Genomic DNA, 17,080 nt, shown 5'->3' with positions numbered 1-17,080 from the left:
CATAGAAATATAAAAACTATTTCAACTGCGCATACACCGATTCGAGTCCCTGCAAAACTATTCCACCCGCAAATCGTTCCGTACAATCCTTCCAGGCGGCCTTACCCATCTGCATGCGCAGAGCGCGGTCATTCACAAGTCGCTCCAGCGCGTTCTGCAACGCCGGCAGGTCACCCGCCTCGAACAATATGCCGTCTTCGCCGTTGCGCACCACGTAGGGAACGCCGCCGGAGAATGTCGAAATCACGGGCAGGCCCTGGCCCATCGCTTCCACCAGGCTCATGCCGAAAGTCTCGGAATACGAAGGCAGGGCGAGCAGGTCGTAACCGCGAATCATCTCCAGGTAATCGCCACGGCTCACCCAGCCCGAAACAGAAATTTTCTTGCCGCAATCCGCAAATTCCGCATTGTCGCGTTCGGCAATCTGCTTTACCTTCTCGACTTCGTCGTCACCGAACAGGCACAGTTCCGCGGGAACATTGAAATTCGCATTCTTAAATGCGGCAAGCAAGTCGTAGACACCCTTGCGGTGGCCGTAGCGGCCCGCAAAGAGGATGCGGACCGGAGAGCCTTCGGGGCGATTCAGGTCGGCAGGAACATTCGCCAACGTATCGCACGGATTCGGGACGACGCTGTAGCGGCAAATTCCCTTGCCGACAAATTCATCCAAAAATTCCTGCATGTCAGGTGTAATGCAGATGACCATCGCGGAATGCCTGAAGTAACTACGGATAAAACCCTTCACTATCGAAGGCGCCGTCGAGCACATCCTCTTGAACTGGCTTCCGTGAATGTGCGCGATGTAGCGCTTGCCGCGCAGGCGGAGGCAGAGGCTAATCAGGTACTTGCGAAAAAAGCTCCCGTTGAACGACGTATGTATCTGGACAAGCGGAGCCTTCGGCGGGCACAGCAAGAGCTTAAGGCAAAGCAAAGTAAACATCGGGAGCGACTTCACGAACGAGCCGTTGTAGCTCGCGATGAAGTTCTTGCGCGGGAGACCGAACAGCTTCTTATAGCTCACCAGCACGGAGCTGATGCCGCCCTGCACGTCGAGCGCGGGACCTATGTGACAAATACGTTCAATCATCCGAGCACCTTAATCCTGGTCACGAATTCCATTTCGCCTTCGCAGTCGGCTTTTGCATATAGATATTTCGTCGGGACCTTCTCGCCGAAGTGTTCCGAATACCAGCCGTCTTCGCGGACGGCGTATGCGAGTTTTCCATCAAGCGCAAGCGAAACGCGGCGGCTCCCCGGTACAGAGACCTCGGCGACCGTCCCGCGCAAATCTACAACGGCGGCCGGATGCAGGTGGAACGGGATTTCGAGAGTCGCCGACTTTGCGCAGCGCAGCTTATCCGTGATAACAAATTCATCCGCATCGCGATTGAATTCTACACGGCGCGTATGCGAAACGCCCTCGGCCCTGTAACCGTCGTGGGTCGCCTCGACAAAGCCCTTCGCCTCGTCGTAACTTAGCACCGTCGCCTTGTAATGGTTCAGCCACATCGTGGGGCCCGCCTGCTCGGCCTGGTTCCTGCCGTTCACGCAAACCGTATTGTGCGCAAGCGTGCTCACAAAATAGGCACGCAGTTCCTTGTGCGTATGGTAGGTAAACGTACCGGGGTCAACGATGACAGGTTTTCCATCCACATGCAGAATAAACGAAAGCGCATCCGCATGGCCATGCGCCGCAATGCTCAGGAACCCGAGCGGGGCGGCATCGAAATGCAGGTAGGTTTCGCGGCCCTCATTTTTCCTGAATATAAAATGCCCGCTCCCTGCAAAGAACCTGTTGCCATCCGCAAGCGGGGTCACCTGCAAGGCGTCAAACTTCTCGCGGCCCGCACTGCCGAACAGGACCTCGTTTTTCTCGTCCCATACGAGGCCCGCACGCTTGAACGAGGAAGCGCCGAAGTATGTCGCAAACGAGACGAGCAGCGACTTGAAGTTGTTGAAATGCCCGCCCGCATCGGGGCGCAGCACGAACCCGTCGTCGCCGTCGCCGTACATCGGGTAATTGAAATTCACGTCGAGCATGGCATTCATGTAATTTGCCATGGCGTGCAGGCGTTCCTTGTATGTGGCAGAGAACGGATGCCCCGTTGCATCGCCCACCACAGCGGCAATCAAGAAGAAGTCGTCGATAAACTGGATATATTCCGCAGCCTCCTCGCGGTTCACCCCCTCGGCCGTATTCTGCTTGAGGATTTCGCGTTCGAGCCCCGCTTTCGCATATTTCAGGCGCGCATTGCGATGCGGGATATTCCACACGCAGGCCGCGACGAACAGGCCCGCATACTCCGAAATCAGGTGGTTATTCGCCGAGGAACAGAGCGACGGATGCCTGTAGGAATATTCCGCGTGTTCACAGATCATCGGCCACCACGCTTCCGTTACGAACTCCTCGATAGCGCTGTTTTCCTTGCGCAGGCTGTCAATATCCAGCAGCTGCCAGCAAAAAGCCCAGCAGATAAGCCGCAGGTTCACCTCGATATTGCTGTACCAGTTCACGCCCACCATGTAAGGGTTCGCATTGCGCCACATTCCCAGATGGTGGCAGAACAGCACGAGATGTTTTAGGTCACCGCCCGACTTGTAAAGCCCAGCAAGGTAGAGCAGGAACTGCATGCGATTCACTTCCCACACGTGCTTGGCACTCCCGTAGCGGTCACTGCGGATGTCTATCTTGTGGGCAAATGTCTGCGGGAACCGTTTCCCTGTCGAAAGATCAAGATGCCAGTCGATTTCCTTGAAAATATCGAGCTTCTGGTCAAAAACCGGATAATAGCAGTGCGCGTCAGGATTCTTCACGATTTCGGAATCGGGAATCGACAACTGGGTGCCAGAACCATCCTGCCTTAAATTGTCCAAAATATGGGTCCGGACGCGTTGGCGAACCCGAAAAAAGACTTCGCCCGCAGAAAATGTCCGCAGCCGCTTTAAATACCACGATAGACTCACAGGATAAATATATATTATTACAACGAAGAAGGATGTTTGTATGAACCGTTTCCTAGCAATATACCTGAACTCCCTGTTGCTCCTCGCATGCAGCAACAGCACGCAGGAATACATGGAAGAAACAACGGACGTTCCCGAAATGGACGGTATGATTCTCGTCCATGCAGGCACGGCAACGATCGGCAGCAACGATTCCAAATACAGGACATCGGAGCGCCCCGCCATGAAGGTCATCCTCGACTACGATTTCTATCTCGGGAAGCATGAAGTCACTTGCGGGGAATACAGCGAAATCGCAACGAAAATGAGTCTCAAGGATTTTGGCAATTGCGACGGCGACAGCCTCCCGCTCGCCGACATCACCTACTACGACGCGGCGCTCTTCGCGAACGCCAAGGGCAAACTCGAGAATCGCGACACCGCCTACACCTACAGCAAGGCGGCCTTCGACAGCGAAGGCCACTGCACCTATCTGGAAAGCTTCGCGTTCCACCCCAAGGCCAAAGCCTACCGCCTGCCGACCGAGGCGGAATGGGTTCTCGCCGCATCGCAGGGATGGAATCCCGAAAGCAAAAGCTGGAACGCGGACAATTCCGGATTCCGCACGCACGATGTCTGCAGCATCGGCACCAACACGCTCGGCTTCTGCGACCTTGCGGGCAACGTGAAGGAATGGGTCAACGACTGGGCCGGAAGTTTCCGCGACACGACCGTCACGAACTACCTGGGCGCACCCGACGGGGGCGACCTCGGCGAACGCGTGCTGAAGGGCGGCTACTTCTCGGACCGCGCCTCCGAACTGAATATCGTCGCACGCGGGGACGAATACACCGTAGAGGCGTCATCGCACGCCGACCGCATCGGCTTCAGGCTTGCTTTCGGCGCCATCCCGAATCCCGTATGGCTCGACGCGAGCGGCAACGTGAAAGGAAGCATCGTCACGCCGCTTTCCAACGTGGCCACGCTGAAATCCTACACCGGAACCTACAACATGCTGCTCGCCTTCCGCAACGATGTCAGCGGGAACCTCGCCTACATCGACTACGGCGAAGGCAATCTATCCGTGACCGAAATCGACGACACCCTGGAAGTCTACCACCCCGATATTTCCCCCGACGGCAAGCTCGTGGCGTTCTGCACCAAGCCCGAGGGCGTCTCGGGAAAATCATCGCTCTACGTGCGCGACCTCAACGCCGAAGGCACGAACCTCAAAAAGCTCGACGTTGAAAGCGCAGCCATCCCGCGATGGCGCGTGCTCAGGAACGGCGACACCGTGATTGTCTACGTAACCGACGCAGGCAACAACAAGGACGAAGCCGCCTTCAAGAACTCATCCACCTGGCAGGTAAAATTTGCAGGAGGCAAGTTCGGCACTCCGGAAAAGCTCTTCGACGGAGCGTTCCACGGCGGCATCAGCGAAGACAACACGCTCGCCGTAACGGGAGCGCGCCTGCTCCGCGCACGCATCGCCGATTCCGGCTCCACGCTTACGGGCAAGGCGGCAAACACCATCTGGTACGACACGGCCCAGGCCTGCAACGCATCGCTCGCCCAGGACGGCAGCAAGCGCACGCTCTTCCTCGACTTCGGCGGAAAGCCCGGCAGGACATTCGCCGGCGAAAACTATGCCACGCACGAGCGAATCCTCATCGCCGACAGCAACGGCAAGCTGCTGCAGACCATCAAGGCTCCCGCAGGCTACGCCTTCGACCATACGGAATGGGCGGGCGACGGCGAGACCTCGAACATCGTCGCAACCATAACGAACACAAACGGAGTGCACGAAAAGATTGTCCTTGCAAGCCCCGCCGACAGCAGTATTATAGAACTTGCCGAAGGCGACGAACTGTGGCACCCCTGCCTGTGGGTCGAACGCAAGGCAAAAGTTCCGGCAAGCAGCGGAGACTCCACGTCCACCGAAACGCCCGAAGTGGGCATCGACTTTGAACTCGATCCCGACAGTGCCGGCATGTACTATACCGTCGGAGGGAGCGATGATGCCGAAAAGTTCAGGTACAAGATGCAACTCCTGTGGCAATACAGGGATTCGGCCACCGTCGTCATCCTTGGTTCTTCCCGGACATTCCACTCGGTAATTCCCGAGCTAATCGAAAAGCCTCATTTCGCCTTGAACATGGCAAACGACCACAACACGCTCATAGGCTCGTTCTTCCTCTTCAAGAACTACATATTGCCGCATTTCTCGAATCTCAAATGCATTGTCGTCGAAGCCGGCATGGACAGGCTCAAATACCTCGACAGTTTCTGGGATTCGGAAGCATGGACCTATCCCGGATGGGTCTATGACCAGAGTCACGATTATTGGAAAGACGGCATCCCCAAAAAAATGCTAAAGGCAACAGAACAGTCCCTAGGAAAATCCAAGACAATGAAAGAGACGATTCTCCAGACAAGAGGCTACAAATCACAAAAAAACCGCGGATGGGGCGATTCCATCCCGTCCGTCAATGGCGACAGCAGCTGGCACGTCAACGACCCGACACCTTTCAACGAGAACCTCGAACTGCTCAAAGAAATTGCACGCCTTACAGCCGACAAAGGAATCCGTGTCATCATCCTGGAGCCACCGCAGAGTCCGTCATTTCGAAATACCGGGGCATACGGCAAGAACGGAATACTTAGAAGCGAAGCCCCCGCATTGCTAGAATCAATCCAAAACATTTCACAGGACTATCCCCACGTCGTATTTATGGACGAAAACAAGATGGGCGAACACGACTATACGGACGACATGGCCTATGACAGGGACCATCTAGGATCCCTAGGCGCCGAAAAAATTTCCCAGCGTCTAGATTCTCTCATCCAGACGCTGGACATCGACTTTTCAAGCAAAGAGTAAAACTACAGCCCGAGCAGCTTCTTGTAGGCACCGATCAGCTTCGGCTTCTCGTAATCCCAGCTGAGTTCGTTCACCACGCGCTCGCGGCCAAACTTGCCCATCTCGGAAGCCTTCTCCGGATTTTCGAGCAGCCACAGGATCTTTTCGGCAAAGTCGTCCGTGTCAGTATTCTTCGCATAGAGCGAGGCTTCCTGGGCACTGAACTTCCCTTCCTTGAGCGTGAACTGCACGATGGGCTTCCCGAACGCCATGTATTCCATGATCTTGTTCATGGTGGACTTGTCGTTCATTTCGGATGGCAAGTCGGGATTCACGCAAACATCGGCGGTATTGAGCACATCGGCCAGATATTCGTCCGACACACGCCCCGGGAACTCCACATAGTCCGTAAGCCCCATCTTCTCGTTCATCTCGCGCAACTCGTCAAGCGCGGGGCCTCCGCCCATGATGCAGAAGCGGATATCCTTGCGGCCCTTCCTGTTCACGATGTAGTCGACGGATTGCAGCAACAGGTCGATACCTTCCTGCTTGCCCATCACGCCAATATAGCCCACCAAGTGCTTGAAGCCCTTCTTGACTTCGGGTTTCGCCGGGCCCACCTTCAGCTTCGAAATATTCGGGCCGCTGCGGACGATGGTCACATCCTCTTCGCGCTTGTGCCCGCGGCGCATGGCGATTTCCTTGTAGGATTCGTTCGTCACGATGGCATGCCTTGCAAAGTGGTACGTGAGGCGTTCCACCAAGAGCATCGCCTTGTAGCCCAGCCCCTTCTTGCCGAATTTCGCAATCCAGAGTTCCGGGTTGATGTCGTGGTGGTCGAAAAGGAACCGGCAGCGCGTAAAGAAGAAGAACGGGGCCGCCGCAATGAAAATCAGGTCGGGCGGGTTGCAGGCATGGATCACGTCCTGTACGCCCTGCTTGCGGAACACCTTGAACAGGAGGCGGGTTTCGTGATAGAGCGCCCCGAGGTATTCCTTGATATACTCGATGGAACGGTTCGCCTCCGGCAGCGGATGACGATAAATCCTGATGCCTTCGAGTTCCTCGTATTCGAGCGGGTAGGTCTTCGTCTGCGGGCAGATGACCGTCACTTCGGCACCCGCCTCTTTCAGGGCGAGCGACTCCTGCCACACGCGGCGGTCAAACGGAACGGGTAGGTTTTCGACAACGATACAGACTTTTTTATTCGCAAGTTCCATGACACTATTACCAGCAGAATCCTTCGTAGTTCGGGAGCGTTTCCACGGACGAATCCTTCAAGCGGACCAAATCCAGGAAATGGATTTCCGGATACTTGCGGATCAAATCTGGTATTTCGGGATTCTTGACTGTCACGATCACGAGAGAGACCTTGCTCACCACCGATTCTACGTCCTTGTCCAGAAGCGGAAGCAAATGCGGAATGCGATGGTTCAGTTCCTTCAAATTCGTTTCCTTCTCGCGCGCGATATTCAAGTAGCGGTCATAGATGCGGAGCGCACAGCCCTTGCCGAGCACCGCTTCTGCCAGGCGTATGGCGGCCGAATTGCGGAGGTCATCGGTCCCTGCCTTGAAGGTGAGACCCACGATACCCACGGAGCGCACGCCAATCTGCTGCACGCGTTCCAGCACGCGCTGGATGTGGAGGTTGTTGCTGTTCTCGATAGAACCGAGGATAGGCACTTCCACCTGGTTCGATTCGGCAAGGAAGTTCAGTCCGCGCAAATCCTTCGGAAGGCACGAGCCGCCATAGGCGAAGCCCGGCTTGAAGTAGTACGGAGAGATATTGAGCTGCGTATCCTTGCAGAACAGGTCCATCACCTGGTGGCTGTCGATATCGAGCTTCTTGCAGATAGCGCCAATCTCGTTACCGAAAGCGACCTTGAGCGCATGGTAGGAATTGTTGACGAACTTGATGATCTCGGCGACCTTCGGGTCGACTTCCACGATCTCGCTGCCGAGGCCGGAATAGAGTTCCTTGAGCTTGTTGAGGGCGCGACGGTGAAGACTGCCGATAACCGTGAGGGGCGGGTTCAAGAAGTCCGCGACGGCCATGCCTTCGCGCAGGAACTCCGGGTTGGAGACGACCGTAAAGTTGATGCCGTCACGCTTGCCCGAAACCTTCTCGATAATCTCGCTCACCATGGCGTTCGTTCCGGGAGGGACCGTACTGCGGATAACCACGATATGGAACGTCGACTTGGAGCGGATCGCGTTCGCAATGGAACGAACCGCCGAAACAAGGAACGACGTATCCAGGCGGCCATCCGAAGCATTCGGAGTGCCGACGCAAAGGAACGAGATTTCGGACTTGAGCACGGCTTCCTCGGCAGAAGACGTCGCCGAGATGAGTCCGGCCTTGAAGCCTTCCATCATCACTTCGTCGATATCGCGTTCGACAATCGTCGGAAGTCCCATGGCGATTCGCGAGACCTTGTTGAAGTCCACGTCACAGCCAATGACGCGATGGCCGAGCTTGGCCAAACAGGCAATACCTACGCATCCAACGTATCCCAACCCAAAAACACTAATAGAAGCCATACCAGTCGTCCCGGTTAAAAACTATTCCGCCTTGCCCTTGCCGATGCTGGACACTTCAAAGCCGATCTTGCGGAGGGCGTCGGCATCCAGGATATTGCGGCCGTCAAACACGAAAGCGGGCTTCGCCATGCCCTTGTAGATGCGGTTCCAGTCAAGTTCGGCAAAGCACTTCCATTCGGTACAGACCACCACGGCATGTGCGCCCTCGGCAGCCTTGTACGGGTCTTCTTCGAACTCAACCTGTTCAATCACGTCCTTCAGGTCGCGCTTGGCATCGGGAATAGCCTTCGGGTCGGTCACGACCGGCTGTGCATGTTCGGCGAGCAAATCGCGCACCACGAGGTTCGCGGGGCTTTCGCGGGTATCGCCGGTGTTCGCCTTGAAGGCGAAACCGAACACAGCAATCTTCTTCCCTGCAATCGTGTTGAACATGGTCTCGAGCATGCGGTCCACCACGCGGTGGGTTTGCCACTCGTTGATTTTCACGACGCTTTCCCAGTAGGCGGCCACTTCGGGGAGGCCGTAGTAGCCACACAGGTACACGAGGTTCAAAATATCCTTCTTGAAGCAGGAGCCACCGAAACCGATGGAGGCCTTGAGGAACTTCGGGCCGATACGGCGGTCCTTGCCCATCACGTAGGCGACCTCGTCCACGTCGGCGCCGGTCTTTTCGCAGAGGGCGCTGATGGAGTTGATGGAGCTGATGCGCTGCGCCAGGAAGGCGTTCGCGGTGAGCTTCGTGAGCTCGGAACTCCAGAGGTTCGTCGTGAGGATGCGGTCACGCGGCACCCAGTGGGCATACACATCCACCAGCTTCTGGCAGGCGGCGAGGCCCGATTCCGTCTGGTGGGAGCCAATGAGCACCCGATCGGGCTCAAACAGGTCGTTGATGGCGGTGCCTTCAGCGAGGAACTCGGGGTTAGAGAGCACTTCGAAATGCAGGCCCTTGTCGTTAGAATTCAGGATGCGTTCCATCGCGGCGGCGGTACGCACGGGAAGTGTCGACTTTTCCACGATAATCTTGCCTTCGTCGGCAATTTCCAGGATGTTGCGTGCGGTCTTTTCCCAGTACTGCAGGTCGGAAGCCTTGCCGGCGCCATGGCCAAACGTCTTGGTCGGGGTGTTCACGGAAACGAAAATGATGTCCGCTTCCTTAATCGCAGCCGGGATGTCCGTGCTGAAGAAGAGGTTACGGCCGCGGGCACGCTTCACCACGTCGTCGAGGCCGGGTTCAAAAATCGGAAGGTTGTCGCTGTTCCAGGCGTCGATACGGGCCTGGTTGATATCGACTACGGTCACTTTAACATCGGGGCACTTGTCGGCAATAACAGTCATAGTGGGGCCGCCGACATAGCCCGCGCCAATGCAAAGAATCTTGGTATTGTAGTTCATGATGTGTAAAAATAGAAATAAAGCCGCCCCCCGCAAATCCGCATGTTAAATCGCTCACACAAAGCCGACACTAGAGCGCGCAAGAACTGCACAAGAGAGCATACTTTTCTTTATAAAATTGTGAAAGAATGTGCAAAAACTTCAATTCAGCGCTTCGTAACGGCCCGCCTTACGTAAATTCCAGCCAGCCGTTTTCAAGCGCCGTCACAGGGACGATGCGGCGGACAGCCTTAAGCGAATCCGTCACGACAGCCATCCCGGTGAGGTAGTTCATCCAGCGCTGCGGCGTGAAGCGCATCTTGCAGAAATGCGTGAGACACGGAACCACCCAAGCGTCGTGCGTCGCGAAGATGTTGAAACGGGCATTCCCCTTTTCGAGCATCATCGAAAGCATCTCTTCGGAACGGGCAGACAGCGGCGCGAACGCTTCTTTGTCGCCGCGTGGCCTACCCGCAGTCTCGCTAGCAAGCCACTCGCAGATGCCCTCGTAGAAACCGGCACGCAGCACATTCAGGTACTCGTCGTAATTTTGGACAAAGTATTCCGCCAGGCAGTCGAGCGGTTCTACAACCGGTTCTTTCGGGACCTGTATGCCGAGTGCAGCCGTCCGGCCCCTTTCTATAAATCCGGCAGTTTCCATGCAACGTCCGACCGGACTCGAGAAAAGCGACATCCCGCCTTCCGCAGGGATGCATCTGCCAAGTGTCAAAGCCTGTTCGCGGCCCCTTTCCGTGAGCCCCACGTGCGCCCCGAAATCCGGGTCGTCAGGCGTAATATGCCGACGCTCCCCGTGGCGAATCAAAAGGAAAACGCGTTCATCGGATGCAATGGCAGAAAAGAATTCCGGAGCCAGAACAAAATCCATCAGCCGATTCCGAAAGTCGCAGTCACCAGGATCCATATCGCGTGTCCGATGACATAGCTCAAAATGCCGAGCAGGAATCCACCCACCACATCCGAAAGCCAGTGGACGCCAAAATACACGCGCAAGAGTCCCCACGTGAGGGGCAAGAGGACCATCACCCAGCCATATTGCGGGACGCTATAGAACACCGCCGATGCGACCGCGAGGTTGTTCATCGTGTGCCCCGACGGGAAGCTGTACTTGTCGAGCGGCGGGACCTCCGCCTTGATTGCCGGATTGGCGTCAAACGGGCGCGGACGCTTTATCCAAAGCTTTATCACCCAGTAGCCAAGCAGGCTTATCGCAAGAGCCGTCAGCGCATGCCAAAGAATCGGCAGAAAATTGTCGAGCCCGACCCTCCAGAAAAGGAACGCAATGAACAGGGCCCAGATATAGCCGTCCCCCAGGCGCACGTAGAACCTGAGGATTCTGTTCGCACGTCCGGAAAAATGGTGGTTCGTCCAGTACTCCGACACGCGATTGTCAAATTCTGCTATTCTCTTGAACATCGCCACAAATGTAGTTAATAAAATTCCTATTTTTTTGCGAGTTAAATTATAAAGGAAGCATTATGCGCGTACTCGTTCTTAATTGCGGCAGCTCCTCGGTCAAGTTCGCCGTTATCGACACCCAGACCAAACAGTCCATCGCCAGCGGCCTCGTCGAAAATATCGGCGTGAACGGCCACGTCAAGGCCAAGGGCCCCGAAGGCAACATCGACTTCAATTTCGACTGCCCGACCCACGCCGAAGCCGTCGCCGAGGTACAGAAGTTCCTCGCCGAACAGAAGCTCACCGACACGATTGAAGCCATCGGCCACCGCGTGGTGCACGGCGGCAAGTACGTCAAGAGCGAGCGCGTCACGCAGGAAGTCATTGACTACATCCGCAGCATCACGCTGTTCGCCCCGCTGCACGAACCCGCGCACGCCACCGGCATGGAATGCGCCACCAAGTTCTTCCCGGGCCTCCCGCAGGTCGCCGTGTTCGACACCGCCTTCCACCAGACCATGCCGCGCAAGGCCTACCTCTACGGCATCCCCTACAAGTTCTACGAAGAAGACAAGATCCGCCGTTACGGCGCACACGGTACGAGCCACCGCTTCGTGACCGGCGAGGCCGCCAAGATTTTGGGCAAGAAGCCCGAAGAAGTCTGCCTCATCACGGCCCACCTCGGTAACGGTTCCAGCTGCTCTGCCATCCTGAACGGCCAGTGCGTTGATACCACCATGGGCTTCACTCCGCTCGAGGGCCTCATCATGGGCACCCGCTCCGGCAGCCTCGACCCGGCCATCCTCTTCTTCATCAGCAAAAAATACGGCTACGACATCGACCGCCTCGACAAGCTCGTGAACAAGGAATCGGGCCTGCTCGGCCTCTCCGGACTTTCTAACGACATGCGCACCCTGACGCAGGCCGCAAGCGAAGGCCATGTGGGCGCACAGATTGCCCTCGAAACGTTCGCCTACAGGCTCACCCGCGAAATCGGTGGCATCGCCATGGCACTCCCGCGCATCGACGCGCTGGTGTTCACCGGCGGTATCGGCGAGAACAGCAAGCTCGTCCGCAAGATGGCGATGGACAACCTCAAGATTCTCGGCTACCAGATCGACGAAGCCCGCAACGAAAAGAACGGCAAGGAATCCGGCCACATCATCAGCAAGGACGGCACCCCGACCGCCATGGTTGTCGCCACCAACGAAGAACTGCTGATTGCTCTGGATACAGAAGCTCTGGTAAAGTGACGCGAAGCCCCATCTGGTTCTTGAATACAGTAAAGGCCCCGCAATCCGCGGGGCCTCTTTTCGCTTCTATTTATTCATCCCGATTGGTGCCGATGGCAATAAACTCGACTAAATCGTACCCGTTTAGTTCTTCATTCGGTTTTTCTTGAAAATGGAATACGATTCTGACTACCTTCTTTGCCGCTTCCTCTCCCGAAATAGCCTCGTATCCTTCTTCAAGATTGGGTTGTTTAAATTGGCTCCATTCGTAGCATTGGGGTTCCTTTTGAGAGACCGTTTTTACAGACGGCAAGGAGTGGCCCATCTTTTGGTTGAGGGAATCGCCTAAATCTAACTGTATGGTCGGACTGATAGAACCTTCGTAAAGAACGCATATTCCGTTCCAGTCAGAAACATCTGCGGATATCGCATGCCCGCTGGAATCGAATCCCGCCACATTGAAACCTATATTGCAGAAAGGATTGTATGGAAGGTTCTGTTTCACTAACTGGAGATTGGCAAAAAGTAATCCTCTGAATTCTGGCCAAATAATATGGTTGTCGCCCCAAATAATTCGAGATGCTCCTCCTTCTGCAGAATCCGTTTCAAAAAAGAACTCTCCTGCCCTATCACCCAAAGAGGCAGGGTCAATAAGAGAAGCTGTTTTTACCTTAAGATTGCCTGTAGACCATAGGTCTCCGTGACCACTAGGCGGAGTTTCCGCACATCCGCCACGCGATCCCCAATCACCGCTCACCTTGCACAGGGCATGGAAAGCACTTGACGACGATTCCTGCATAGATGTGGATGATGCCTCAAGCGAGGAACTTGATTCTTCAACAAGAAGGCTTGACGACGATTCGTTTTCTGCAGCCGAAGATTCCGGGTTGTCGGATGTCCCGGAAACATCGTCTCCCGAGCAGGCGAGCAGGGCGAGCGACAACGCTCCCGTCAAGAACATGAGTCTTTTCATTTCAAGCCTTTTTTCTTTATTCATCCCGGTTGGTGCCGATGGCAATAAACTCGATATCCTCATGACCATAAAATTCTTCATTCGGTTGTTCTTGAAAATGGAATACGATTCTAACTACCTTCTTTGCCGCTTCCTCTCCCGAAATAGCCTCGTATCCTTCTTCAAGATTGGGTTGTTTAAATTGGCTCCATTCGTAGCATTGGGGTTCCTTTTGCGAGACCATTTTTACAGACGGCAAGGAGTGGCCAATCTTTTGGTTGAGGGAATCGCCTAAATCTAACTGTATGGTCGGACTGATAGAACCTTCGTAAAGGACGCATATTCCGTTCCAGTCAGAAACATCTGCGGATATCGCATTGCCGCTGGAATCAAATCCCGCCACATTGAAACCTATATTGCAGAAAGGATTGTACGGAAGGTTTCCTGTAACCAGATGAATATTGGCTTCAAGAAGTCCTTTAAATTCAGGTATAACGAAAATCCGTTCCGTCCAAATTATTTCCGAACCGCCGCCTTCTGCAGAATCCGTTTCAAAAAAGAACTCTCCTGCCCTATCACCCAAAGAGGCAGGGTCAATAAGAGAAGCTGTTTTTACCTTAAGATTGCCTGTAGACCATAGGTCTCCGTGACCACTAGGCGGAGTTTCTGCACATCCGCCACGCGAACCCCAATCACCCCTAACTTTGCAGAGTGCGAAATCGGCGCTTGACGACGTTTCCTGCATAGATGAGGATGACGCCTCAAGCGAGGAACTTGATTCTTCAACAAGAAGGCTTGACGACGACTCGTTTTCTGTAGCCGAAGATTCCAGGCTGTCGGATGTCCCGGAAACATCGTCTCCCGAGCAGGCGAGCAGGGCAAGCGACAACGCTCCCGTCAAGAACATGAGTCTTTTCATTCTGAACCTCCTTTCTTTCCCTAATTATAATCTAAATAAATTAATCTATTTGTGCAATAGGCCCCGCAATCTGCGGGGCCTTCAATTTTATAAGAAATTCCCGCCTTCGCGGGAATGACACGGGAGCGTATTACTTAATCGTCCAGGTCTGCCTGTTGACCATCAGGATCTTGCGGCCCTGCACCTGAGCGGCGGCGTTACGCACGGCGTCTTCGCTTACCGGGAGCCTATGCTGCCACATCACGCGGCCCTGCATGTCGAACATGACTGCCATGCCATGGTCGGCAGCGACGGCACCTTGCCAACCGGCCTTGGGCGCATTCGCGACAACAGGTATCGGAGTCGGATTGGAGACGAACACCAGCTCCTTCGCAGGGGAAGTTTCGCCCGCTTCATCCGTTGCCGTCACCCTGACTTCGTAAGCAACGTTATACTGAAGCGCCAGGCGTTCTTCGATCAGCCTGACATACAGGGAGTCGCCGACAATTTCTGCGAACAGGAACGGATGGACTTTCGTCGTTTTCATGACCAGCACCGAATCGTCCACGTCTTCGAAGAGATCGAACACATAGAACACCTTCTGCCAGCCGGAAATCGGGACATAGACCGTATCCTTCAGGCCGTAGCGCGTCGGCCTGTCGTTGACGCAGGCAACCGGAACCGGAATCTGGAGGGCCGTCGAATTCTTGTTCTTGTCCGTAGCGGTCACGACGAGTGTAGCATCGCCACAGGCGTCCTTCACGGACTTGACGGTCATCTTCGAGGTATTCACCTCCACATGCAGGATGCTGTCGGGATTCGCGACTGTCACATCGAAGGCATCACCGTCGGGATCGGCAAACCAGCCCTTCATTTCCATGAGGGTGTACGAGAACTGGCTAGTAAAATCTTCCTTGAGGTCGGCAAAGCGAGCCTTGAGGGAATCCGCAATTCCAGCGACAACCTGCGGGGCGCGGTTCCTGTAGGCGACATCCAGCGTCACCGTAGCCACATCCGACGTATCGCCTTCGGCATTGACGATGAAGTAGGTGAAGGAATCCTCTCCCTCGTAGGCGCCCACTTCATAGCGGAAGGCACCCGTCGTATCGAGAGTGACCTTGCCATGCGAAGCATCCGTCGAAAGGAAGGCCTTCAGCGCGGATGCGGCATCATCGGGGTTCAGGTCGTTCTTGAGCACGCCCTTCGCGGCCGAAACGACAGTCACGGTATCCTGGAGGACGGAGTAGGTATCGTCCACCGCCTTGGGCTTGTCGGCCACGGCTTCAATCGTGAGCGGGATGGAGAATCCCACGGTATCCTTGTCATCGATGATGAACAGCTGGATGGCGTCCTCGCCGTACGCATCGGCAACCGGGGATACGGAGACGATGTAGTAGCCGCCGCGCTTCTTCAGGAGGGTCTCGACGCTGCCCTTCGTGCTTCTCGCGAGGACGTTGAATTCAGCGCCAACCACGTCAGGGTCGGTGAACACGATGTCGGCGGTGGGGATGAACAGGTCGAATTCGGCAAAGTCTTCCTTTAGGGCGATGCCGTCGGAAAACTTGTTCGCGTCGCCAGTGTAATCGTCTATGTAGAACAGCGAATCGGTGATGGAGAGGGTCGCCGGGTCGTTCACGTTCTTGACAGTGATGGTGACGGTCGCCGGTTCGCTTTCCAGGCCGCCATCGTCGGTAATCGTGTAGGTGAAGGAGTCCGTTCCGTAGAAGTCGGCGTTGGGGGTATAGGAGAACTTGCCCGTCAGACCGTTGAACGATCCGAGCGTTCCATGGGACGGTTCGTCCTTGACAGTCGCCGTGAAGCCGTTGTCATCGGCATCGTAGTCGTTGGCCATGACATCCCTGTCCTTGACCGTGAGAGTCTCGTCCTCGTTCATTTCGTAGTTGTCGTCTACGGCCACCGGCGCGTTCTTGCGGTCGATGAGGTTAAGCTTGACGGTGTAGGTGACGGATTTGCCTGCCGGATCCTTGGCGGTGAAGGTCGCCGTGGCTTCCGTGCTGTCGATCGGGTTCGCCTTGCTCTTGATCTTTGCGATATCGCTCATGGAGTAGCTCTTCGAGCCCACGAGATCTTGCGCATAGCCGGAGAGGGCCATCGTGATGTTCAGGTCGTCGCCGTCGGCATCCTCGAAGATTTCCTTGAAAGCGACCTGGAGCGTATCACCTTCGTAGAGGTCCTTGGTAACGGCAGCGGAAACGCCGTCGACTAGGTTCGGGGCGTGGTTCACGCACTCGTCGGCCAGGATAAAGCTCACTATTTCGACCGTGTTGGTGCTGACGGTCGTAGTCGCGTGGGTGTTCTTGTAGGCAAACTGGACACCCGTCTGCGAGTTCGCGTTCCAGGCGACAGTCGTCTTGGAAGTCCACCCCTGCTTCAGGCTGCTGAACGCGACGAAGGTCCTCTTGGCACCCGCGGCGAGTTCCGCACCATAATAGTTGTAGTCCGCGATGGTGGACTGTTTGAAGTCCATACGGAAGGGAGCGGTCGCCCTATAGGTGAAGCAGACGCCCTTGTAGTTCGCAAGCGAAACGGGAACATCCTTGTAGCCATTGTCGGGATCCTGTTTCCAGGTGAGGCCAAGGCCAGCGCTGTTCTCTGTCTTGCCCGGTGTCACACTGAATGTAGCCACCTTGACATTGTCCGCCGTTGTCGTCGTATCGACCGAGGCACCCGTCCCGCTCGTATAGGTATACCAGGAGGCCGGGGCCATTGTACCCGGACCATCTTCCGTCCAGACTGTCGCCGTTGCGGCCATGGCGGCGCTACCCAAAAGCGCCAGAGCCAATGCAGAATTCTTCACGTTCATAAAGCCTCCTACCAAAAGGTTATGAAGAGTAATGTAATAATAA

The 17,080-nt window shown here is 55.5% G+C and carries 12 protein-coding genes; 2 read left to right on the top strand and 10 right to left on the bottom strand.

From position 1 onward, the window contains the following. Window positions 1-16 precede the first annotated feature (16 nt). The gene (locus B2952_RS09915; RefSeq protein ID WP_290736705.1) at window positions 17-1,087 is read right to left on the bottom strand and encodes a glycosyltransferase family 4 protein; all 1,071 of its coding nucleotides are present in this window, start codon (window positions 1,085-1,087) and stop codon (window positions 17-19) included. Further along, complete coding sequence (locus B2952_RS09910) at window positions 1,084-3,078, bottom strand: heparinase II/III family protein (protein WP_290736708.1); 1,995 nt, start codon at window positions 3,076-3,078, stop codon at window positions 1,084-1,086. Before B2952_RS09910 ends, B2952_RS09915 begins: the two co-directional genes overlap by 4 nt. Here B2952_RS09910 and B2952_RS09905 point away from each other — a divergent pair. Continuing rightward, a complete protein-coding gene (locus tag B2952_RS09905) occupies window positions 3,005-5,824 on the top strand; it encodes a TIGR02171 family lipoprotein (protein WP_290736711.1) in 2,820 nt (939 codons plus the stop codon). The two genes, B2952_RS09910 and B2952_RS09905, sit on opposite strands and share 74 nt — an antisense overlap. Window positions 5,825-5,826: 2 nt before the next feature. On the opposite strand, the gene B2952_RS09900 is transcribed toward B2952_RS09905, so the two are convergent. The 5 genes from B2952_RS09900 to B2952_RS09880 form a co-directional block, all read right to left on the bottom strand. Beyond that, the gene (locus B2952_RS09900) at window positions 5,827-7,023 is read right to left on the bottom strand and encodes a glycosyltransferase family 4 protein (RefSeq protein WP_290736714.1); all 1,197 of its coding nucleotides are present in this window, start codon (window positions 7,021-7,023) and stop codon (window positions 5,827-5,829) included. A gap of 7 nt (window positions 7,024-7,030) precedes the next feature. Beyond that, entirely contained in the window at window positions 7,031-8,344 is a 1,314-nt protein-coding gene (locus B2952_RS09895) for a nucleotide sugar dehydrogenase (protein WP_173380866.1), read from the bottom strand. A 21-nt stretch (window positions 8,345-8,365) separates the two neighbouring features. Next, a complete protein-coding gene (locus B2952_RS09890) occupies window positions 8,366-9,736 on the bottom strand; it encodes a nucleotide sugar dehydrogenase (RefSeq protein WP_173380865.1) in 1,371 nt (456 codons plus the stop codon). Between the two features lie 169 nt (window positions 9,737-9,905). Next, the gene (locus B2952_RS09885; protein WP_290736717.1) at window positions 9,906-10,601 is read right to left on the bottom strand and encodes a histidine phosphatase family protein; all 696 of its coding nucleotides are present in this window, start codon (window positions 10,599-10,601) and stop codon (window positions 9,906-9,908) included. After that, the gene (locus B2952_RS09880) at window positions 10,601-11,149 is read right to left on the bottom strand and encodes a phosphatase PAP2 family protein (protein ID WP_173380863.1); all 549 of its coding nucleotides are present in this window, start codon (window positions 11,147-11,149) and stop codon (window positions 10,601-10,603) included. The genes B2952_RS09885 and B2952_RS09880 overlap by 1 nt, the downstream gene beginning before the upstream one ends. A 62-nt stretch (window positions 11,150-11,211) precedes the next feature. On the opposite strand from B2952_RS09880, the gene B2952_RS09875 reads away from it, so the two are divergent. Further along, complete coding sequence (locus tag B2952_RS09875; protein ID WP_290724803.1) at window positions 11,212-12,384, top strand: acetate/propionate family kinase; 1,173 nt, start codon at window positions 11,212-11,214, stop codon at window positions 12,382-12,384. A 70-nt stretch (window positions 12,385-12,454) separates the two neighbouring features. On the opposite strand, the gene B2952_RS09870 is transcribed toward B2952_RS09875, so the two are convergent. The 3 genes from B2952_RS09870 to B2952_RS09860 all read right to left on the bottom strand — a co-directional run bounded on the left by B2952_RS09870 (window position 12,455) and on the right by B2952_RS09860 (window position 17,037). After that, complete coding sequence (locus tag B2952_RS09870; RefSeq protein WP_290736720.1) at window positions 12,455-13,417, bottom strand: hypothetical protein; 963 nt, start codon at window positions 13,415-13,417, stop codon at window positions 12,455-12,457. Continuing rightward, entirely contained in the window at window positions 13,353-14,234 is an 882-nt protein-coding gene (locus tag B2952_RS09865; protein WP_290736724.1) for a hypothetical protein, read from the bottom strand. Before B2952_RS09865 ends, B2952_RS09870 begins: the two co-directional genes overlap by 65 nt. 130 nt (window positions 14,235-14,364) lie before the next feature. Next, entirely contained in the window at window positions 14,365-17,037 is a 2,673-nt protein-coding gene (locus B2952_RS09860; RefSeq protein ID WP_290736727.1) for a cadherin-like domain-containing protein, read from the bottom strand. Between the last annotated feature and the right edge of the window lie 43 nt (window positions 17,038-17,080).

This window comes from Fibrobacter sp. UBA7003, assembly GCA_002449765.1.
In the GTDB taxonomy this organism is placed as follows: Bacteria; Fibrobacterota; Fibrobacteria; order Fibrobacterales; family Fibrobacteraceae; genus Fibrobacter.
The sequence above is the reverse complement of the archived record's forward strand: the minus strand, read 5'-3'. Positions and strand labels throughout refer to the sequence as shown.

What these genes read in the sequence shown, in the direction of transcription:
- B2952_RS09915 (WP_290736705.1), bottom strand. Translation starts at nt 1,087, where the DNA reads ATGATTGAACGTATTTGTCACATAGGTCCCGCGCTCGACGTGCAGGGC.
- B2952_RS09905 (WP_290736711.1), top strand. Translation starts at nt 3,005, where the DNA reads ATGAACCGTTTCCTAGCAATATACCTGAACTCCCTGTTGCTCCTCGCA.
- B2952_RS09910 (WP_290736708.1), bottom strand. Translation starts at nt 3,078, where the DNA reads ATGTATTCCTGCGTGCTGTTGCTGCATGCGAGGAGCAACAGGGAGTTC.
- B2952_RS09900 (WP_290736714.1), bottom strand. Translation starts at nt 7,023, where the DNA reads ATGGAACTTGCGAATAAAAAAGTCTGTATCGTTGTCGAAAACCTACCC.
- B2952_RS09895 (WP_173380866.1), bottom strand. Translation starts at nt 8,344, where the DNA reads ATGGCTTCTATTAGTGTTTTTGGGTTGGGATACGTTGGATGCGTAGGT.
- B2952_RS09890 (WP_173380865.1), bottom strand. Translation starts at nt 9,736, where the DNA reads ATGAACTACAATACCAAGATTCTTTGCATTGGCGCGGGCTATGTCGGC.
- B2952_RS09885 (WP_290736717.1), bottom strand. Translation starts at nt 10,601, where the DNA reads ATGGATTTTGTTCTGGCTCCGGAATTCTTTTCTGCCATTGCATCCGAT.
- B2952_RS09880 (WP_173380863.1), bottom strand. Translation starts at nt 11,149, where the DNA reads ATGTTCAAGAGAATAGCAGAATTTGACAATCGCGTGTCGGAGTACTGG.
- B2952_RS09875 (WP_290724803.1), top strand. Translation starts at nt 11,212, where the DNA reads ATGCGCGTACTCGTTCTTAATTGCGGCAGCTCCTCGGTCAAGTTCGCC.
- B2952_RS09870 (WP_290736720.1), bottom strand. Translation starts at nt 13,417, where the DNA reads ATGAAGAATTTTATGGTCATGAGGATATCGAGTTTATTGCCATCGGCA.
- B2952_RS09865 (WP_290736724.1), bottom strand. Translation starts at nt 14,234, where the DNA reads ATGAAAAGACTCATGTTCTTGACGGGAGCGTTGTCGCTTGCCCTGCTC.
- B2952_RS09860 (WP_290736727.1), bottom strand. Translation starts at nt 17,037, where the DNA reads ATGAACGTGAAGAATTCTGCATTGGCTCTGGCGCTTTTGGGTAGCGCC.